This is a genomic window from Egicoccus sp. AB-alg2 (genome assembly GCF_041821065.1).
GTDB lineage: Bacteria > Actinomycetota > Nitriliruptoria > Nitriliruptorales > Nitriliruptoraceae > Egicoccus.
Genome location: NZ_JBGUAX010000019.1, coordinates 1 through 17,708, shown reverse-complemented (window position 1 = coordinate 17,708; position 17,708 = coordinate 1). Strand labels below are relative to the sequence as shown.

At 72.2% G+C, this 17,708-nt stretch carries 21 protein-coding genes, 1 tRNA gene and 1 other RNA gene; 10 read left to right on the top strand and 13 right to left on the bottom strand.

The window, feature by feature from the left end; genetic code table 11:
- Window positions 1–11 precede the first annotated feature (11 nt).
- Window positions 12–1,055, bottom strand: a complete 1,044-nt coding sequence (locus ACERM0_RS22370) for a DUF2891 domain-containing protein (RefSeq protein WP_373680818.1) — start codon at window positions 1,053–1,055, stop codon at window positions 12–14.
- 109 nt (window positions 1,056–1,164) lie between these two features.
- Between ACERM0_RS22370 and ACERM0_RS22365 the strand changes: the two genes are divergently transcribed.
- The gene (locus ACERM0_RS22365; RefSeq protein WP_373680817.1) at window positions 1,165–2,007 is read left to right on the top strand and encodes a DUF72 domain-containing protein; all 843 of its coding nucleotides are present in this window, start codon (window positions 1,165–1,167) and stop codon (window positions 2,005–2,007) included.
- A 53-nt stretch (window positions 2,008–2,060) separates the two neighbouring features.
- Window positions 2,061–2,152: transfer RNA gene (locus ACERM0_RS22360), tRNA-Ser, on the top strand.
- A 360-nt stretch (window positions 2,153–2,512) separates the two neighbouring features.
- Here ACERM0_RS22360 and ACERM0_RS22355 read toward each other — a convergent pair.
- The gene (locus ACERM0_RS22355) at window positions 2,513–3,955 is read right to left on the bottom strand and encodes a DUF222 domain-containing protein (protein ID WP_373680816.1); all 1,443 of its coding nucleotides are present in this window, start codon (window positions 3,953–3,955) and stop codon (window positions 2,513–2,515) included.
- Window positions 3,956–4,711: 756 nt separating this feature from the next.
- On the opposite strand from ACERM0_RS22355, the gene ACERM0_RS22350 reads away from it, so the two are divergent.
- Together ACERM0_RS22350 and ACERM0_RS22345 are read left to right on the top strand one after the other, a co-directional pair.
- A complete protein-coding gene (locus ACERM0_RS22350) occupies window positions 4,712–5,356 on the top strand; it encodes a hypothetical protein (RefSeq protein ID WP_373680815.1) in 645 nt (214 codons plus the stop codon).
- A complete protein-coding gene (locus ACERM0_RS22345) occupies window positions 5,353–5,814 on the top strand; it encodes a hypothetical protein (protein WP_373680814.1) in 462 nt (153 codons plus the stop codon). Before ACERM0_RS22350 ends, ACERM0_RS22345 begins: the two co-directional genes overlap by 4 nt.
- Before the next feature lie 30 nt (window positions 5,815–5,844).
- On the opposite strand, the gene ACERM0_RS22340 is transcribed toward ACERM0_RS22345, so the two are convergent.
- From ACERM0_RS22340 to ACERM0_RS22295, 10 genes are all read right to left on the bottom strand, one after another.
- Complete coding sequence (locus ACERM0_RS22340) at window positions 5,845–6,180, bottom strand: gas vesicle protein K (protein ID WP_373680813.1); 336 nt, start codon at window positions 6,178–6,180, stop codon at window positions 5,845–5,847.
- Entirely contained in the window at window positions 6,177–6,848 is a 672-nt protein-coding gene (locus ACERM0_RS22335; RefSeq protein WP_373680812.1) for a GvpL/GvpF family gas vesicle protein, read from the bottom strand. Before ACERM0_RS22335 ends, ACERM0_RS22340 begins: the two co-directional genes overlap by 4 nt.
- Before the next feature lies 1 nt (window position 6,849).
- Window positions 6,850–7,056, bottom strand: coding sequence for a gas vesicle protein (locus tag ACERM0_RS22330; protein WP_373680811.1), 207 nt, complete (start codon window positions 7,054–7,056; stop codon window positions 6,850–6,852).
- On the bottom strand, window positions 7,053–8,189 hold the full coding sequence (locus ACERM0_RS22325) for a GvpL/GvpF family gas vesicle protein (protein ID WP_373680810.1): 1,137 nt from the start codon (window positions 8,187–8,189) through the stop codon (window positions 7,053–7,055). Before ACERM0_RS22325 ends, ACERM0_RS22330 begins: the two co-directional genes overlap by 4 nt.
- Complete coding sequence (gvpJ, locus tag ACERM0_RS22320) at window positions 8,186–8,575, bottom strand: gas vesicle protein GvpJ (RefSeq protein ID WP_373680809.1); 390 nt, start codon at window positions 8,573–8,575, stop codon at window positions 8,186–8,188. The genes ACERM0_RS22325 and gvpJ (ACERM0_RS22320) overlap by 4 nt, the downstream gene beginning before the upstream one ends.
- The gene (gvpO, locus tag ACERM0_RS22315; RefSeq protein ID WP_373680808.1) at window positions 8,572–9,186 is read right to left on the bottom strand and encodes a gas vesicle protein GvpO; all 615 of its coding nucleotides are present in this window, start codon (window positions 9,184–9,186) and stop codon (window positions 8,572–8,574) included. The genes gvpJ (ACERM0_RS22320) and gvpO overlap by 4 nt, the downstream gene beginning before the upstream one ends.
- Entirely contained in the window at window positions 9,183–9,434 is a 252-nt protein-coding gene (locus ACERM0_RS22310; RefSeq protein WP_373680807.1) for a gas vesicle protein GvpG, read from the bottom strand. Before ACERM0_RS22310 ends, gvpO begins: the two co-directional genes overlap by 4 nt.
- A 1-nt stretch (window position 9,435) precedes the next feature.
- Window positions 9,436–10,143: a GvpL/GvpF family gas vesicle protein gene (locus tag ACERM0_RS22305; RefSeq protein WP_373680806.1), complete on the bottom strand. Its 708-nt coding sequence runs from the start codon at window positions 10,141–10,143 to the stop codon at window positions 9,436–9,438.
- A gap of 2 nt (window positions 10,144–10,145) precedes the next feature.
- Window positions 10,146–10,526: a gas vesicle protein GvpJ gene (gvpJ, locus tag ACERM0_RS22300; RefSeq protein WP_373680805.1), complete on the bottom strand. Its 381-nt coding sequence runs from the start codon at window positions 10,524–10,526 to the stop codon at window positions 10,146–10,148.
- Window positions 10,527–10,587: 61 nt separating this feature from the next.
- Window positions 10,588–10,860: a hypothetical protein gene (locus ACERM0_RS22295; RefSeq protein WP_373680804.1), complete on the bottom strand. Its 273-nt coding sequence runs from the start codon at window positions 10,858–10,860 to the stop codon at window positions 10,588–10,590.
- Window positions 10,861–11,143: 283 nt separating this feature from the next.
- On the opposite strand from ACERM0_RS22295, the gene ACERM0_RS22290 reads away from it, so the two are divergent.
- Both ACERM0_RS22290 and ACERM0_RS22285 read left to right on the top strand, forming a co-directional pair.
- Window positions 11,144–12,271, top strand: coding sequence for an SRPBCC family protein (locus tag ACERM0_RS22290; protein ID WP_373680803.1), 1,128 nt, complete (start codon window positions 11,144–11,146; stop codon window positions 12,269–12,271).
- Window positions 12,272–12,541: 270 nt separating this feature from the next.
- Window positions 12,542–13,351 carry a hypothetical protein gene (locus ACERM0_RS22285; RefSeq protein WP_373680802.1) on the top strand — a complete coding sequence of 270 codons (810 nt, stop codon included), beginning with the start codon at window positions 12,542–12,544 and terminating at the stop codon, window positions 13,349–13,351.
- Window positions 13,352–13,421: 70 nt separating this feature from the next.
- Here the strand turns inward: ACERM0_RS22285 and ACERM0_RS22280 are convergent, their stop codons facing one another.
- Complete coding sequence (locus ACERM0_RS22280) at window positions 13,422–13,613, bottom strand: CsbD family protein (protein WP_373680801.1); 192 nt, start codon at window positions 13,611–13,613, stop codon at window positions 13,422–13,424.
- Between the two features lie 243 nt (window positions 13,614–13,856).
- Between ACERM0_RS22280 and ffs the strand changes: the two genes are divergently transcribed.
- The 4 genes from ffs to ACERM0_RS22260 all read left to right on the top strand — a co-directional run bounded on the left by ffs (window position 13,857) and on the right by ACERM0_RS22260 (window position 17,689).
- An RNA gene (gene ffs / locus ACERM0_RS22275) (signal recognition particle sRNA small type) lies at window positions 13,857–13,955 on the top strand.
- Between the two features lie 146 nt (window positions 13,956–14,101).
- A complete protein-coding gene (gene dnaX, locus ACERM0_RS22270; protein ID WP_373680800.1) occupies window positions 14,102–16,189 on the top strand; it encodes a DNA polymerase III subunit gamma/tau in 2,088 nt (695 codons plus the stop codon).
- Between the two features lie 253 nt (window positions 16,190–16,442).
- Window positions 16,443–17,042, top strand: a complete 600-nt coding sequence (gene recR, locus ACERM0_RS22265) for a recombination mediator RecR (RefSeq protein ID WP_373680799.1) — start codon at window positions 16,443–16,445, stop codon at window positions 17,040–17,042.
- Between the two features lie 128 nt (window positions 17,043–17,170).
- Window positions 17,171–17,689 carry a hypothetical protein gene (locus ACERM0_RS22260; RefSeq protein ID WP_373680798.1) on the top strand — a complete coding sequence of 173 codons (519 nt, stop codon included), beginning with the start codon at window positions 17,171–17,173 and terminating at the stop codon, window positions 17,687–17,689.
- Window positions 17,690–17,708: the final 19 nt, after the last annotated feature.

Below are 17,708 nucleotides of genomic sequence, written 5' to 3'. Positions count from 1 at the left end.
GGCGAGTCGGGTCAGGCCCCGTCGCGATCGAGCAGGTGGACCGCGAAGGTCGGCAGCCAGTGTTCGCCGACGTACTCGCCGCTGAGCACCGCGGGCAGCGACGCCTCACGGTGCCGGGCGGCCGCGTCTCGCGCGACCGGTACGAGCGTGTCGCCGGCCGGCAGCGCCGCGGCGATCGCCTGCCAGCACCAGGCGCGGCTGAGGTTGAGCCCGTCGAGGTGGACCGTCTGCGGGTCGCTGCGGTCGCTGACCACGGCCGGTCGAGTCAGCGGCTCCGGGTCGGGGAGGAACTTGCGCAGCCAGCCGGCGAACTCCGTCGGTTCGAGGATCCGGCGCAGCAGGTCGGCCTCGACGAGCGCGGGCGACAGGAAGTCGTTCGCGGACGGTTCGAACCCGGCCGCGTACCCGGCGTCGCGGCCGTACCAGCGCAGCGTGGCCTCGGCCACGGCCGCGGTCAGGCCGGCGTCGTGGGTCACCGACGCCGCCGACTGGAGCAGCCCGCAGGCGAAGGCGCTGTTTGCGTGCGTGCCGCTGCGCTGCGGGTAGACGGTCGTGCGCAGCCACTCGATGCACCGTTCGCGGACCGCCGACGTCAACGGCCCCAGGACGAGCGCCCACGGCGCGAAGACGGCATCGTCGTCGGCCGCGACGTGCAGTTCCGCGGCCAGCGTGAGCAGCCACGCCCAGCCGTAGGGACGCTCCCAGCTACGCCGTGCGGGCTCGGCGAGGTAGGCCACCTCGACGGCCGCGGCGTCCGGTGTGAACTGCCGGTCGAACCACGCCCGGATCGCGGCGGCCTCGGGCAGGGCGGGGTGGCGTCGCAGCAGGCGCACCAGCATCCAGTGCTGGTGGACGGCCGAGTGCCAGTCGTAGCTGCCGAAGAACAGCGGATGGAGCTCGGACGGGCTGGCGCCGAGGTCGTCCGGGCCGCTGAGCAGGTGCATCGGTTGGTTCGGGTACTCGCGGGCCACGTTGTCGAGCCCCGCACGCGCATAGCGGGACGCCGTCGCGACGTCGAGCCCCGGTGGGGCCGGGACGACGGCAGGGTCGGGCACCGAGGTACCTCGTGGTCGTGGCGCAACCGCGCCGAGTGGACAGGGCAACGCGCCGGCGCGGCCGGCGTCGGACCCTACCGTGGGGCGATGACGAGACGGGGGCCACGTCGTGACGGGAGAGGTCCGGGTCGGCACCAGCGGCTGGCAGTACGACGACTGGCGCGGGACCGTGTATCCGCCGGGTGTCGGGCCCGCGCGTTGGCTGTCGCACTACGTGCGCTGGTTCCCGACCGTCGAGGTGAACTCGACCTTCTACCGGCTGGCGCGTGAGACCGCTGCCGAACGTTGGCGTGCCGCCGCCCCGCCCGGCTTCGAGTTCGTGCTGAAGGGCAGCCAGTTCATCACGCACCGGCTCAAGCTCCGGGACGCGCACGCGGCCGTCGGGCGGTTCTTCGCGCCGCTGGTGCCAGTGCTGGAACGCACCTCGGTGATCCTGTGGCAGCTGCCGCCGAACTTCAAGCGCAACCTCGACCGCCTCGACGCCTTCCTGGACCTGCTACCGCCGACCCACCGCTACGCCGTTGAGTTCCGCGACGACGACTGGTTCCACCCGGAGACGTACGCGGTGCTCGACGCGCACGGGGCCGCGCACGTGTGGCTGTCGTCGAGCCTGACGAAGCGCCACGAGCCCATCGCCACCGGTGACCACGTCTACGTGCGCTTCCACGGCCTGTCCGAGCAGGCCTACCGGCACGACTACACGGACGCCGAACTGCGGCCCTGGGCGGAGCAGCTGCGCGAGGTCGCGGCGACCGGCAAGCCCGCGTGGGTGTTCTTCAACAACGACTACGAGGGCCACGCGGTGCGCAACGCGCATCGGCTCATCGAGCTGTTGGGGGATGCCGCCCGGCCGTGGCCGCCGCCGGGTCTGCCCGAGCTCCCGACCGGCCGCGGGGCCACGCGCACGGTCGACCTGCGCGACCCGCAGGAGGCCACGTTGCCGCGAAGGTGAGACGGCGCGTACCCTCCTGCCCGCCTCGCTCCGGTTCGCCCGGTGGGGTCCCAGGAGGGTTCGCCTAGTCTGGCCTATGGCGCACGGCTGGAATCCGTGTTGGGAGTCACATCCCTCGGGGGTTCGAATCCCCCACCCTCCGCCACAGAATCAGTGTCTGATCTGCGAGAACGCCCCGGCTCGTTGGCCGGGGCGTTCACGTGTCCGGAGCCACCCGACGCCGAGCGGCCTCCGACCGGTCACGGCTCGGTCCACCGCGTCCGGGTCGCGGTGCGAAGCCCCGTTCTCCGCACCGCGTGGGTGCTCGCCTGCGGCGAAGGGTCGACGGTCTGGGCGAGGCGTCGACCGCTGGGGGCAGCGGCGTCCTGCGAGCAGATCCGAATCGGTTCGGGCACGTCGAGCCCACCACGCGACGTCCCGCGGGAGGCGGGTTCGGCGTGGTGGGCGGGTGACGTGGTGGATCTCGCGCGAGGCCGCGACGCGATTGGCGGCGCGGTTGCTCGCGTCATGTGGGCATGGCGTCGCCGGGCCCGTCCGGGTCGGCGGCGTCGGCGCCTTCGGGTCCGTCGCGAGGCGCGGCGGGCGGGTCGGCACCGGTTCGCGGCGAGCCGCGCGGCGTGGCCGGCGGGTCGGTGCCGCCGCTGGGATCGCCGTCGACGGGTGTGCGTGGGAGGGGGATGCGGGTGGTGCCGGGCAGGGTCCGAATCCTGAGGCCGCTGCGGGGGTGGTGCCAGATCCGGATCCCGTCGGCGGTCTGGGAGACGGTCCAGCCGGCGGTCTCCTTGGTGTGGTTGGTGGGCCGGCACACCGGCGCCAACTGACCGATGTCGGTCCGCCCCGGCAGCTCGCCAGGTCGGACCGGATGCCAGGGGCGGGCGTGGTCGAGATCGCAGGCCAGCGCAGCGACCTGACAGCCGGGTTCGCTGCAGGTGTCGTGCACCGCCAGCACGGCGTCGGACAGCCAACCGGGCGGCAACCGGCGTGACCGTCCGACGCCGAGGACCTGGCCGGTGTCGTCGACGACGATGGCCCGCAGCTCGGTCCCGCGTTCATCCAGCAGCCGCCGCGCCGCCACGGACGTGAGCTGCAGCCGCCCGCCGGACAGGCGGGTCAACACCTCGGCCGGCAGCCGGTCGGTGTCGAGCAGGGTGTCGTACGAGACACGCAGCAACACCTTGACCGGCACCCGCCCGCCGCCGTCGCCGGTCGCTCCGGCCTCGAGCAGGTCGATCAGCTTCTCGAACCGGCGCCGGCCCCGATCGGCATTCGCCTGCCGGACCTGGTCGGGATCCGGGGCGTGGCCGATGCCGGGCTTGGTGGCCGGACCGGCCCGTCCGGGGTCGGTGGCGGCCTCGAGCAGCGCGAAGTTGGCCGCGCCTGCCTGTCCGAAGAACCGGCCGCCGGTGCCGTCCAGCCGCGGCTGGAGCACCAGCATCTCCGCCGGCTCGTCGTCCGGGGCAGCGGGTTCGGGGTCGGTGGCGGTGAGGTCGACGGCCAGCCACCGGACCAGGCCGGATACGGCATCCGGGTCCGTGCCCTCCAACCGGTCGACCAGCTCGTCGACCGCGGCGTCCAGTTGCGCGTCGAGCCGGCGCGGCAGCCGCTGCACTTCCAGCGCGATGATGCGCAGCTGTGCCCACGAGATCCGGGCCTGGTCGAATGCGGCCTTCAGGCCGGGTAGCCGCCGCAGCACGTCGGCGGCCGTGAGCAGCATCCGCCGATCCGCCGTCGTACGGCGGGCCTCGGACAGCAGCCACTGCTCCAACGGCACCCCGGTCACGGTTTCGACTGCGGAGCTGTCCTGGAGCTGGATGATCGTGTCCAACACCGAGGCGAGCAGCCGATCGACCAGGCGCAGCTCGTCGAGCATCCCGGCCAGCGCCGGCACCTCGGCCAGCAACGGGAACGCGTCCAGCTCCGTCGCGTGATCCGGCCGCTGCGCGACCATGACAGGACTGGTGGCGGCAGGTACGTCCTCAGATCCGGCGGAGTAGCCGGGACCGTGATCGGCCGCCAGCACGCGACCGACCGTGTGCGGCCGCGCCCCCCGACGCGCGGCCCCACCCGCAGCCCGATAGCGGCCGGCCGGAGCGGCCGACAGCAACGGGGCGGAAGCGGTGCGAAGCATCGACCCAGTATCGGCGATGCCTGTGACACGGTCCCGATGAGTCGTCCGCGAACTGTGGAGAACCGCACGCACCCGCGGTGGTTGGCCGCTGGAGACCATCTTCGACACCAGGACGTGCACGCGGCCATGTCAGCACCGGCGAGAGCCGTCGGGGTCCCCACCGCTCAGCGACAGCCTGCGGCTGCCGCCCTTGGCTCGGTGACCTCCAGCGCCCGACGCGTCGACGCGAGTGGTGGGACAGCCCTCCCGTTCGGCCGGCGCAAGCGAATGGCATGGTTCTTGGCGACCCAGTGGCGTCCGCGGGGCATCGAGGTCCGACATCGTTGACGAAGCTCGGTTTCCGTGCGACGGCGCCGCCGGCCGCGAAACCCGACCGCGCAACCCCGGCCACCGGTCGCGCGATGGGGGTTCCGTACCGACCCGGCCGACCGGACTCGTTCGCGTGGCCGGTGCCCTCGTGCGAGCAACGCGCCGGGGAGGTGGCCGTCCGAACCAACGGCCGTAACAGCCGACCGGGGCCGGCCGCGACGCTGACGACAGACGGGCCACCGGAGGCCCGCGAGAGGAGCGACCACCGTGCGAGGCAAGCAACCGCTCGGCACCGTCAAGAACGCCGTCGACGGCGCCATGGACACCCTGAAGCTGCGCCGCCGCAAGAAGATCCTCGGCCTGCCCATTGGGCGGAAGACCACCGACTGGACCCGTGTGGGCACCATCGGCGCTGCCGCGGCCGCCGTCGCCGGCACCGCGAAGGCTGCCACCAATCGCAGCAGCGACGGCCAGAGCCCCGAAGGTGAGGAGTCCCAGGAAGAGACGAAGGCCACCTCCGAGCAGACGTCGCAGAAGTCGCGCCAGAAGACGTCCGCTGGTGGCAGGGGTGACTCCAGCAGGCAGCGGTCGCCCGGCAAGCGGCAGGCGTCCGGCAAGGGGCAGGGCGAGAAGTCGACGTCAGCCCAGCAGCAGTCGTCCGAGGAGTCCGAGAAGGAACAGGGCGAGGAAGAGTCCTCCGCCAAGTCGGAGTCGTCCGGCGAGGCCGAGGAAGGCAAGAAGAAGTCGTCGCGTTCGCGTGGTGAGGGTCAGCAGCGCAAGCGCCCGGCGGCGAAGCGGTCCGGCGAGCGCTCCAGCCGGCCCAGCGGCAAGCGGACGCAGCGACGGGAGGGCAAGCCCTCCGAGCGCATGGAGAAGCGGCGCAAGGAAGAGCAGGAGGAGCGTCAGTCATGATCCTCAAGCGACGCACCACCCTCAAGTGGGGGTTCCGCGTCGGGCTCGCCGTCGCCTACCTGGCTGACGGCGACCGTGGGTACGAGCGCCGGCGCGAGATCATCGAGACGCTCGAGTCCACCGTCGGCGGCACGAAGGCCGGCATCCTCGTCGACTGGCTGCAGGCCTGGAACGAAGGCGAGCCGCTGCCCGTGGTCGGTGACGGCGAGGTCGAGCAGGCGGAGGAGGACCTCGACGAGGAGGACCTCGCCGACGACGACCTCGGCGAAGAGGAGTACGCCGACGACGAGGAAGATTTCGTCGACGAAGAGGACCTCGATGACGAGGAGTACCTCGAGGACGACGAGGAAGCCGAAGAGGACGAGTCGGCGCCCGTGGCCGAGGACGTCGACGACGAGGAAGCCGACGACGAGGAGCCGTCCGAGGAGTTCGAGAAGGCCGAGGCCGGCGTCGCCTGACGCCCTCAGACCTCTCGCCCGCTGGGCCGTCTAGCGCAGGCGGCCCAACGGGCCGAGGTCGAGCGTGAGGTCTTCCTTGTCCAGGTCGAAGACCTCGCACAGTTCGTCGATGCGCTCGCGCAGGGCGAGGAACGCCTCGCCGAGGCGTTCCACCTCGTCGTCGGTCAGCGTGCCGCGCTCCATGCGCCGGACCGCCTGTCGTTCCATCAGGTCGCGCAGCAGCTCGACCAGCGTGAGCACGAGCGCCGCCAACCCCCGCTGCAGGTTCTCCGGCTTCGCGTCGGCGGCCCGCCCCTCGTCGAGCAGCCGGTCCAGTTGGCGGCCGAGATCGAGGCCCGCCAACGGGTCCTCGCCGTGCAGGCTCATGCCGACTCCACGTGTGGCAGCGTGACGGATGCGAACGTATAGGGCGGCCAGGGCCCGGTGACCCGCACCACCGGGTCGTCGTCGAGGGAGGCGGCGGCCGACCGGAAGGCGGCCACGTCGTCGCGCCGGATCAGCAGGCAGTGCTCGGGTCCGAGCGGCCCCTCCACCCAGAGTTCCTCCGTCGCGAAGGCCCGCAGCGGCTCGCTCGCCGCGGCGATGGCCGCATGCCGTTCGGCGATCGCTACCTCGCGGGCGCGTTCGCCGGCGAGCCGCGCCTCGAGGTAGGCGCGACCGGAGCCGTCGCGTGGTGGCGACGGCGGCACGGCGACCCGCTCACGCCCGCGCACCGCGAACTCGACGGCGGTACCGACGCGGGCCAGGGCCGTCTGCAGCGACTCGGTGGCGTTGGCCAGCACCGCCGCCACCGCTGGTTCGTCCGGGAGGACGATGCCGTAGCGGCCGGGCAGGCTGGGGGCACGCTCCCCGAGCGCCGCGACGACACGCGCGTGTGCCAGCGCGTGCTCCTCGGTGGTCGGTGGCACCTCGACGTGCCGTGAGACGACGGCGGCAACCGGTGCGGAGCCGACCACCTCGACGGGCGCGCCGTCGACGCCGGTCAGGTCGTCCACCGGCAGCGGCGGCGCGACGAAGCCGTAGATCAGCAGCACGTCAGGGCAGCTCCGGCGGGTCGATGCCGTGCAGCACCAGCCGGACCCCGAGGTAGATCAGGTCCACGCCGGCGACGCCGAGTATCACGTCGCCGGAGATGACGACCCCGCGATCGATCACGCGGTCGAGGACGTCGACCAGCGTGGTCTCGTCGCTCTCCGCCGTGCCGACCGTCTCCGGACGTGGTGCGGGCTGGAGCTCGCTCATGTGCCGAAGGGCTCCTCGAAGCGGGCGAAGTGGTAGGGCGGCAACGGCCCGCTCACCTCGACGAGCAGCTCCGGCCGGGCGGCCCGGACCTGCTCCACACTGGCGAGGAAGTCGCCGACGGACCCCTGGTCGACGAGGTAGACGCCGTAGAGCAGGGGTGGGCCGGTCGTCTCGTCGCCGCGCCGGTCGATCCGCTCGGCGTCGACGGCATGGGCGACGAGGTCGCCGTGCACCTCCTCGGCGGCCGAGCGGCGCGCGTCGCGGCGGCGCTGGCGTGCCTCGAGGTCGCGCTGGCGGCCCTGCAGGTAGCTGCGGCCGTCGGCGGTGGGTGACTCGTCGTCACCGGCGGTCTGGGCTGCCGGTGTCGTGTCGGTCGTGCGGACGGTGACGGCCCACTCCGTGCGGCCGTCGAGGCGGTCGAGCTCGGCCGCGAGCGCGTCGTGGTGGCGTCCGAGGACCGCGACCGCGGCGTCGTCGTCGTCGACGACGGTGCCGAGGCGCAGGGGCAGGACGGTCTGGCGCGCAGCGATCGCCGCCAGCACCTCGTCGTGGGCCAGGGCTGCGGCCGCGAGGACGTCCAGCCCGTCGGGGCCCGGCTCCGTCAGCGCCGTCATGATCGCGACGTCCAGGTCACAGACCAGCGCCCGCAGATCGCCGGCGTCCAGCGCACGAACCGGCCCGCCGCCGGGGAGCTGAGGCGCGGCGGACGGTGCGGGGACGTCGTCGACGGCACGGACGACGCCGAAGACGTAGGTCACGTGCTGGCCGGTCGGCTGCGGCACCGCTGGCGCGGACGGTGAGGCTGCCTCGGTCGTCGCCGCCGGTGCGGACGGTGCCGCCGGCTCCGAGGCGGGCTCTCGCTGTGCCGCGAGCTGCCGCTCCGAGGCGGCCTCGCGCTCGGCCGCGGGCTGCGACCCGGCCGTCGTCGTCGTGCGCCGCGACGTGCTCGAGCCCGCGCCTTCGAGCGTCTCCACGACGCGGGTCAGCAGGTCGTGCGTGAAGGCGCGCTTGAGAACCGCGCGCACCTCGTCACGTGCCTCCTGCCACGCCTCGCCGACCAGCGCGTCCGCGTCGACGTCGCTGCTGGCCAGCACCGCCCGCAGTCGCCGCAGCAGCTCCTGCTCGGCGCTCACTCGTCCTCCTGCTCCTGGCTGGCCGCCGCCTCACCGTCGTCGCCGGCGGGAAGCTGGGCCTCGAGGCGCTCGAGCCGCTCCATGAGCTCGGCGTTGGTGCGCTCGAGCGCCTGGGCGCGCTCCTCGAGCTCGCGTGCCTCCTCGCGGGCCTCCGACGACAGGAACGGATCCTGCCGCCACCAGTCGATGCCCATCTGCTGGGCGGTGTCCGCCGAGGCGAGCAGGAGCCGCACCTTGATGGTGAGCACCTCGATGTCGAGCAGGTTGAGCTGGATGTCGCCGGCGATCACCAGGCCCTTGTCCAGCACCCGCTCGAGGACGTCGGCGAGGTTGTCGCCACGGGGTGCCGAGACCGGCGCCCGGGACAGGTACGGGTTCTGGCTCACTGCTCGTCACCCTTCGCCTGACCGCGGATGTAGCGGGCGACGCGCTCGTAGCGCAGCAGGTCACCGTCCGCGTCCGCGTCCACCTCGTAGGTGCCGATGACGTCGGTCGACGGGGGGATACGGGCCACCTCGACGACGTCGACCAGGATGCGCCAGCCGCCGTCGACGGGCTCCATGCCGGCCATGCCGTCGATCCGACGTCCGGTGAGCTCGGTCAGTTGGCGCAGCGCCGTACGGGCCACGGCCAGTGGCTTGGCCGGCGGGCGGCGGGACTTGCCGTCGTCCTCGGCGGCCGGGCGTTCGTCGGCGGACGCGTCGTCGTCCTCGGCAGCCGGGCGTTCGTCGGCGGACGCGTCGTCGTCCTCGTCTTCGAGGTCCTCGTCTTCGAGGTCTTCGTCCTCGACGTCTTCGTCTTCGAGGTCCTCGTCTTCGAGTTCCTCGTCCTCGACGTCTTCGGCCGCGGCGTCGTCTTCGGCCGCGGCGTCGTCTTCGGCTGCGGCGTCGTCCTCGGTGAGACGCTCGCGGAGTTCCTCGGTGTCGCCCTCGGTCGACAAACCGCGCGCGTCGAGTTCCTCGCGCAGCTCGTCGTGGTTCAAGTCGTCGTAGCTCATGGGCTCTCCTGGGTCGCAGTTCGGTAGGCCCGCGCCTCCAGAAGACGATCCAACAGAATCTCCTCGGCGGCCGCGTGCTCCTGCTCGGTGATGCGTCCGGCCTCCAGGTCCGCTGCCAGAGCCCGCAGTTCGGCCGTGATCCGGCCCTCGTCGTACAGGTCCTCCTCGGCGGCCTCGACGATGCGCTGGAGCAGCCACCACGGCGCCGTGACGGGCAGCGCCACGAGCCTGGTCACGAGTCCCAGCACGTCAGCCCTCCTCCTCGACGAAACTGTAGGCCGGCATCGGGCCGACGAGCTCGAGTTTCACCTCGGGGGCAAGGGATTCGGCCACCGATTCCACCGCTCGGTCGAACCCGTCCTCGGCGTCGGATGCCACCAGCAGCGACAGCGCGAAGACATCGAGGGGATCGGTGACGGCGGTCTCCACGACGTCCGACACGACGGGTCGCAGCGCCTCGAGGGCCCGCGCCGTGTCGGTCGCGCGCCGTCGTTCGAGGCCCTGCACCACCCGTTCGCCGAGCTCGAGCTTGGCGTCCATGCCGCGACGCCCGTGCAGGCGTGCCGCGCGGGGGTCCGCGGCCAGCACCGCCCGCAGCGCGGCCGGCTCGTCGTAGCGGCCGCGCAGTCGGTACTCCTGGTGGCCCTGGAGCCGCTGGATGGTGGCGGTGAGTCGTTCGGCGGCCGGCGCGAGGAAGTCCTCGACCAGGCGGTCGGCGGACGGCACGGCGACGCCGAAGCGCATCGGCACCACCGTGGTCTGCTTCGCGGCCGCCTCGACCACCTGGGTGTGGCGCAGCAGCATCCTGCGGCTGGGCACGAGGTCGTCCTCGGCCACCTCGGTGACGATCGCGGCGAGGTCGCCGCCCGCCACCAGCGTCGGCGCGTCGACATCACCGAACGCCGCGTCGTCCAGACGCGGCGTTCGGGGCACGACCCCGTGGACCAGGAGGGGCATCGTCAGCTCTCGTCCTCGGCCGGCTGTTCCTCGGACTCCTCGTCGTGCGAGAACATGTCGCGGATCTTGTTGACGCCGCCCTCGATCGCGCCGGACGTCTTGGATGAAGCCACCTGACGGCCCATGCCACCGACGAGGTCCTGCAGGTCGGCGTCGTGCTCCTCGGCCTGCCCGCGCAGGTCGAGGCGGTTGGTCGCCTCCGCGAAGTGCAGGTAGGTGTCGACGCTGGCGACCACGACGCGGACGTCGATCGTCAGCAGTTCGATGCCGACCAGCGACACACGGACGTACGCGTCGATCACCAACCCCTTGTCGAGGATGATGTCGATCACCTCGGCGAGGGTGCCGGATGCGGGGCGGCGAGCGACCTGGGCGGAACTCATCTGTTGTGCCTTCCTGGCTCCGAAGGAGGAGCCGTCGTCTTCTTCCGGTACGAACCGGCGGTCAGGCGGCGTTCTCCTGCTGTTCGGCCAGCGCCTCGGCGGTGGCCAGCACCCGGATCACCCGGGCGATGCGCTCGAGGATGTGGTGGCTCGGGTAGCGCTGTGACGCCACGAGGTCGAGCAGCCGGTCGAGGTATTCCTCGGCCATGGCGCGATCCACGATGGCGCCCTCGGCCCGCTCCAGCATCTGGTGGCTCGGGTGGCGCTGCGAGCCCAGCGAGCGGTCGATCAGAATGCCGGCGAGTTCGTCGGCGTAGTCACGTGCGCTTGGCATGTCGACCTCCTGGGAGTCGCCGGTGAGCTTGGTCGGTCCGTGGCAGGCGGGAAAGACGGTCTTTCGACCGTTCCGGCGACCTCACCGTTCCGGACCCGTGGGCGGCGTGCAGTCATCCGGTGTGGTCGCCCGATCGTTGACCATGGTCACGGTCACGTCCGTCCGGTCCGCTGACCTTGTGCCTGTGCTCGCGTCGCCGCTCCGTACGGCACGGTTGGGGGTGCTCGTCCGGCACAGCCCGGAGTGCTCGGACATTTCCCCTCTCTCGAAGGAGCACGACGCCATGGGCGTGAAGGAACAACTCGGCATCACCAAACGGTCGACGGTGCTCGGCCTGCCGATCGGTCCGAAGCAGACGGACTGGTCGCGGGTCGCGACGCTTGGCGGCGCCGCCGCCGTCGCCGGCACCCGGCTGGTGGGTCGTCTACGTCACCATGACGGCAACGGTGAGGCCGGTGGCGGCCTGACCGAGAAGTTGAAGGAGAAGGGCGAGGAGGCGCTCGAGGCGTCCCCGGCCGGCGAGTTGATCGAAAAGGGCAAGGAGGCCACCGACACCGTCACCGACGTCGGTGGGCAGATCAGCCAGGCCCAGGAGGCGGCCAGCGGCGCGTCCACCGGCATCGGCAAGGTCTTCAAGGCTGCCAAGTCCCTCGCCGGCGGTGGTGACGGCGAAGGGGGCGGAGACGGCGACGAGGTGTTGAAGAAGCAGCGCCTGATCATCCAGGAACAGATCGACATCGCCGTGCCGCGCGAGCAGGTCTACAACCAGTGGACCCAGTTCGAGGACTTCCCCACCTTCACGCGGGCCACGGAGCAGGTCGAGCAGGAGGAGGACGAGGCCACCAACTGGCAGGCCAAGATCCTCTTCTCCCGCCGCAACTGGAAGGCCGAGATCAAGGAACAGATCCCGGACCAGCGCATCGTCTGGGAGACCTCCGGCGACGTGAATCAGCGTGGCGTGGTCACCTTCCACGAACTCGACGAGAACCTCACGCGGGTCCAGGTCGAGATGGAGTACCACCCGAGCGGGATCGTGGAGAAGTTCGGGAACCTGTTCCTGACGGTCCGCCACCGCGTGCGCAAGGACCTGCGACTGTTCAAGCACTACCTCGAGTTCGAGTCCGAGGAGACCGGTGCCTGGCGCGGCCGCATCGAGGAGGGCCAGGTCCAGGAAGAGGACGAGGGCGCCGAGGGCGGCGAGGAGCAGGAGCAGGAGCAGAACGACGCCGCGAAGATGCGTGAGCAGCGCGGCGGCAAGGGCAAGAGCAAGAGCAAGAGCAAGGACGCCGACGAGGAGCAGGAGGACGCCGACTCCGACCGGCCTCGCGGCGAGGACGGTCGCTTCAAGAGCTCCTCGGAATCGGAGGACGACGAGGAGACCGAGGAGGACGAGGACGACGACGGCGAGTGATGCCGCGTCGCCGCACCATCGGACGGGACCCCACAGGGGGTCCCGTCCTTCTTGCGTCACGAACCATGTGCACGGATTCGGAGGCGTCGGAGGGCCGGGGGGACCGACGTCACCGACCGTACGGGCGCGACCGGTGGTCGGTGGGGCGCTTCCCGAAGGGCCATGGGTCGGGGCTGGACGCGGTCGAGGTGCCCTGATTGTCCGTGTTGACGCTGCGCGCAGGGTCGCATCCTTGGATTCCGAGACACCGTCCCGACCGGAGGTACGACCGTGCTCGCACAATTCAATGCCGGGGAGAGTTTTCAGGAGATGTTGACCAGCGTCGTCAACTTCCTGCCACTGCTGTTGGCCTTCCTGGTCATCCTCATCATCGGTTACCTGATCGCCAAGGCGATCGCGAAGGCCGTCAACGCCATCCTGGAGCGTGTCGGCTTCGACCGCGCCGTCGAACGCGGTGGCGTCGGGCGTGCCCTCGCCAGAAGCGACTACGACGCCAGCGACATCATGGGTCGCCTGGTCTTCTTCGCGCTGATGCTGTTCGTGCTGCAGCTCGCCTTCGGCGTGTTCGGTCCGAACCCCGTCAGCGACCTGATCTACGGCGTCATCGCCTTCCTGCCCAACCTGTTCGTGGCGCTGCTGATCATCGTCGTCGCGTCGGCGATCGCGTCGGCCGTGCGTGAGCTCATCGCCGCCAGCATCGGGGGGCTGTCCTACGGCCGGCTCGTCGCCAACATCGCCGCCGCGACGATCCTCGTGATCGGCGTCTTCGCCGCTCTCAACCAGATCAACATCGCTCCCGCGATCGTCAACGGGCTGTTCTACGCGCTGCTCGCCATCATCGCCGGTTCGGCCATCATCGCCATCGGTGGCGGCGGTATCCCGCCCATGCGCCGCCAGTGGGAGAAGGCCCTGAACAAGGTCGAGGAGGAGGCGCCCCGCCTGCGCGAGGAGGCCCGCAGCAACCGCGACCGTCGCCCGCAGGGGGACACCGAGGCGGACGCGACCCGGCCGATGGAGCACACCATCGACCAGCCGGGCTCGAGCCGCGTCGACACGTCGGGCACGCGCCCGTCGCGCTGACCCTTCCGACATGACGAGAGGCCGGGCGTTCGCCCGGCCTCTCGTCATGCGTACGGCGCGTACGCCCGGCTCACTCCTCGCCGGGGAGCCGGCCGGCGCGCTCGTCGGCGTCACGGAGCCGCTCGCCGGCGTCCTGCACACCTTCGGTGGCCTTGCCCTTCGTCTGCTGGGCCTTGCCCTTCATCTGCTGCGAACGGTCACCCGTGACCTTGCCGGTGATCTCGTTGGCCTTGCCCTTGATCTTGTCTCCAGTGCCACCCATGGCAGTCCTCCGGTCGATTGGGCATCACCAGTCTGGAGGGGGCCGCGGTGATCGGCGGGCTGACGACAGGTCCGCCCGGACGACCCAACCGCACTGACCTGCCAAGGTCTGCGGTCCCGTGCTCGGGCGCTCGTGCCGGCACGTGGCACCTGCGCCCGAGGTCGCCGAGGGTGCGGGGGACGGCTCCGGTTGGTACCGTCCGCCACTCACGCGGGGTCGAGCGACCCCGGCGGTGTGCGGTGACGGGCGTCCGTCGGTGACGTCCCCCGGTGAACCGGGTCAGGGCCGAGAGGCAGCAGCCCTAAGCCGTTCTCGGACGGGTGCCGAGCCGGGCGTCCGTCACCCCACCCCGTCGGTTCGCCGCCCCGCGTGACGTCGTTCGGGCGGGCTCCGCGTCCCCGACCGGGTCTGTCCCCGACCGCCGCTACGGTGGGGGACCGGGGTGCGAAGCGCCTCGTTCTTCGTCCGTCTCCCTCGGGGTGATGCGCGTGGCCTACGTGTCGCTGTACCGCAAGTACCGCCCGCAGTCCTTCGCGGACGTGGTCGGCCAGCAGCACGTCATCCAGACGCTGGTGCACGCCATCGAGGAGGACCGGCTCCACCACGCCTACCTCTTCACCGGCCCCCGCGGGACCGGCAAGACCTCCACCGCACGGCTGCTGGCCAAGGCCATCAACTGCGAGGAGGGCCCGACGCCCACCCCGTGCGGCACCTGCGAGCACTGCACGGCCATCGCGGACGGCAGCTCGGTCGACGTGATCGAGCTGGACATGGCCTCGCACGGCGGCGTCGACGACGCCCGCGAGCTGCGTGACCGCGCCCTGTACGCCCCGGCCCGGGCGCGGCGCAAGGTCTACATCCTCGACGAGGTCCACATGGCCTCCACAGCGGCGTTCAACGCGCTGCTCAAGCTCATCGAGGAACCGCCGGCCCATGTGCTGTTCGCGATGGCGACCACCGACCCGCAGAAGGTCCTGCCGACCATCCTCTCGCGGGTGCAGCGGCTGGACCTGCGCCGCGTGTCGGCCCCGGAGGTCGCCGGCAACGTGCGGCGGCTGTGCGAGGCCGAGGGCTACACCATCGACGACGGCGCCGTGGAGGCGATCGTCCGCGCCGGTGACGGCTCGCTGCGCGACACGCAGTCGGTGCTGGAGCAGGTGCTGGCGTTCGCGGGCACCGAGGTGTCCGCGGAAGCCGTCGCGCAGGTTCTCGGTCACACCCCGGCCGACCGCGTCTTCGAGACCGTCGAGCTGGTCGCGGGCCGGGACCTCGCCGGCCTGTTGGCGATGGTGCAGGGCCTGCTCGACGAGGGGCACGACCTGCGGCGTTTCACGCTCGACCTCGTCCAGCACCTGCGCGACGTGCTGGTGCTGCAGGTGGCGCCCGACCGGCCCGACCTGGTCGACGCCACCGACGAGCGTCGCCGTCAGCTGCAGGCGCAGACCGCCGCGCTGCCGCGCGAGTCGCTGCTACGGGCCGTCGACCTGCTGGCGCAGACCGTCGTCGAGCAGCGCCAGGGCTCGCCGCGACTGCCACTGGAACTGACCCTGGCCAAGCTGGCCGTCCCCGGCGCGGACGGGGACGTGGCCGGGCTCGCCGACCGGGTGGCCCGGCTGGAGTCCGGCGGCGTGGTGGCGCCCGCCCGGGCGTCGGCTGCCGGGGGCGCGGCTGCCGGGGCGGCGGGCACCCGTTCCGCCGCGCCGTCCGAGAGCGTCGCACCGTCGGAGGCCGCCGCGCCGTCCAGGGGGGCAGCGGCGCCGCGTGCGGGCGCGGGAGCACCACCGGCGTCCACGCCGGAATCGCCGAAGGCAGCCGATGGGGAGGCGTCGCGGCCAGCCGCCGCAGCGTCGGCTCCCGGCGCGACCGGTCGCGAGACCCCGCTGCAGGCCCGTGCCCGTGCCCGCAGCCAGGCCACCGGCGCGCCCGCCGCTGCAGACGAGGCGGCTGCCACCTCGACGTCTTCTGCCGGGCAGCGCCCGACGCCGGCCCCCGCGGCCACGCCGCCGACCGACGACACCGGCAGCGCCACGCCACCGGTCGACGACGCCGCGCCCCGCGACGGTGACACGGCCACGCCGGCGGCCGGGTCCGAGCAGGTCGACGAGCTCGACCTGCTGCAGCGGCACTGGGACGGCGTGCTCGAGCTGGTGAAGAACCGCAGCCGCCGCAGCCACGCGGTGTTCCTGCCCGCCACCGTCACGGCCGTCTCGCGCGGCATCGTCACCCTGCGCTACGGGCAGCGCTACGCGTCCTTCCACGCCCAGAACGCCAGCAAGGCGGAGTTCGCCGACACGCTCAAGGAAGCGATCGAGCGTGCCTGCGGCCTGCGCCTGCGCATCGAGGTCGTCGTCGAGGGGGACGACGACCGCCGTCGTCCGGTGCCCCCGTCGGTGACGCCCGACGACGCCCGCACGCCGGTGCTCGACGACGGCCCCACGCCGGCCGAGGTCGAGGACGTCCGCGAGGCCGAGGCGGCCCTGCCCGCCACGGTCGAGGCCGCGCAGACCGACGAGTTGCTGGCCCGCGAGCTCGGTGCCGAGCTCCTCGAGGAGCGCCCCGCCCCCGGCACCGCCTGACCTCGGCGCCGGTTTCCCGCGGATACGACGGAAACCGTCCCCGCGCGGTGTTCGGCGGGGGGCACGCGACGCCGGTTTCCCGCGCATACGACGGAAACCGTTCCGGCGCGGTGGCCCGCGGGGTCCTGGCGGCCACGGTTTCCCGTGCATACGACGGGAACCCGTTCCGGCGCGGTGCGTGGGCGGACCGGGGGCGCCGCACGGATACGCTCGGCGGTACTCGCACGCCGTCGTCGTCCCGGAGGACACCTGCATGTACGAGGGTGCCGTCCAGGACCTCATCGACGAGCTCGGGCGCCTGCCCGGGGTCGGCCCGAAGAGCGCCCAACGGATCGCGTTCCACCTGCTGCAGGCCGACGCCGTCGACGCCAAACGGCTGGCCGACGCGATCACACGCGTGAAGGACACGGTGCGCTTCTGCGCCCGGTGCTGGAACGTCAGCGAGGCCGAGGAGTGCCGCATCTGTCGCGACCCGCGGCGCGACGCCAGCGTGCTGTGCGTCGTCGAGGAGGCCCGCGACGTCATCGCGATCGAGCGCACCCGCGAGTACCGCGGCCGCTACCACGTGCTGGGCGGCGCCATCTCGCCGATCGACGGCATCGGCCCCGACGACCTGCACGTGCGTGAGCTGGTCCGGCGTCTGGACGACGAACCCGTCGACGAGCTGATCATCGCGACCAATCCGAACGTGGAGGGCGAGGCCACCGCCTCCTACCTCTCGCGACTCTTCGAGCCGCTCGGGGTCCGCATCACCCGGCTCGCCAGCGGACTGCCGGTCGGCGGCGACCTCGACTACGCCGACGAGGTCACGCTGGGACGGGCCTTCGCCGGGCGTCGCGACGTCCGCGCCTGACCGCACGGACTTCACGACACGGACCGGCAACGCGGCGCGAACCCGGTGCAACCCCGGTCGGGTGTCGCGCGTCGGAGCGGACGTCCGTGCGCTCGACGTGAGCGCACCCGCTCACCACGGGGTCCGCCATGCCCAGCCGTCGCCTGCTGTCCGCCTGCCTCGCCGTCGCCGGCCTGCTCGCCACCGGGTGTGGCGCCCTGCAGGTCGACACCACCACGGCCGCCGCCACCGCCGACCTCGACGTCGAGGTGCACGACACCACCGTCGACGGGCGGGTCCGGACCTTCGGGTTCGTCCACGCCGTGGACGCGACCGGCTTCCCGGCCACCGTGACCTTCGACGAGGCCACCTGGTCGACCGGCGCGCAGGCCGAGGCCGCTGCGCGCGCGGCCGGGCACTCGTCGACCGACGCGCCGGTCGGCCAGCTCGTCGTCAACCCCGACCCCGCGCTGCAGACCCTGCCGATGGCCGGCAACGTGGTGATCACGCTGGTGGACGACGAGGGCGCGCAGCGCGTGGTCAGCCCGCAGGAATGGTCGCGGCACGTGAAGGTGAACGCCGACGGCGAAGCCAGCTTCTACGAGCCCTACCACGCCGTGGTCGTGGACGGCACGGTCGTCGAGCTGACCGCCCAGCCGCTGCCGTGATCGCGGCGTCCCGAGCGGT

Bases quoted from the DNA above. Each gene is read 5' to 3' on its own strand.
- gvpO (WP_373680808.1), bottom strand. From the start codon at position 9,186: ATGAGCTACGACGACTTGAACCACGACGAGCTGCGCGAGGAACTCGAC.
- ACERM0_RS22330 (WP_373680811.1), bottom strand. From the start codon at position 7,056: ATGAGCGAGCTCCAGCCCGCACCACGTCCGGAGACGGTCGGCACGGCG.
- ACERM0_RS22290 (WP_373680803.1), top strand. From the start codon at position 11,144: ATGGGCGTGAAGGAACAACTCGGCATCACCAAACGGTCGACGGTGCTC.
- ACERM0_RS22305 (WP_373680806.1), bottom strand. From the start codon at position 10,143: ATGCCCCTCCTGGTCCACGGGGTCGTGCCCCGAACGCCGCGTCTGGAC.
- ACERM0_RS22280 (WP_373680801.1), bottom strand. From the start codon at position 13,613: ATGGGTGGCACTGGAGACAAGATCAAGGGCAAGGCCAACGAGATCACC.
- ACERM0_RS22355 (WP_373680816.1), bottom strand. From the start codon at position 3,955: ATGGTCGCGCAGCGGCCGGATCACGCGACGGAGCTGGACGCGTTCCCG.
- ACERM0_RS22340 (WP_373680813.1), bottom strand. From the start codon at position 6,180: ATGAGCCTGCACGGCGAGGACCCGTTGGCGGGCCTCGATCTCGGCCGC.
- gvpJ (WP_373680805.1), bottom strand. From the start codon at position 10,526: ATGAGTTCCGCCCAGGTCGCTCGCCGCCCCGCATCCGGCACCCTCGCC.
- ACERM0_RS22345 (WP_373680814.1), top strand. From the start codon at position 5,353: ATGATCCTCAAGCGACGCACCACCCTCAAGTGGGGGTTCCGCGTCGGG.
- ACERM0_RS22260 (WP_373680798.1), top strand. From the start codon at position 17,171: ATGCCCAGCCGTCGCCTGCTGTCCGCCTGCCTCGCCGTCGCCGGCCTG.
- recR (WP_373680799.1), top strand. From the start codon at position 16,443: ATGTACGAGGGTGCCGTCCAGGACCTCATCGACGAGCTCGGGCGCCTG.
- ACERM0_RS22295 (WP_373680804.1), bottom strand. From the start codon at position 10,860: ATGCCAAGCGCACGTGACTACGCCGACGAACTCGCCGGCATTCTGATC.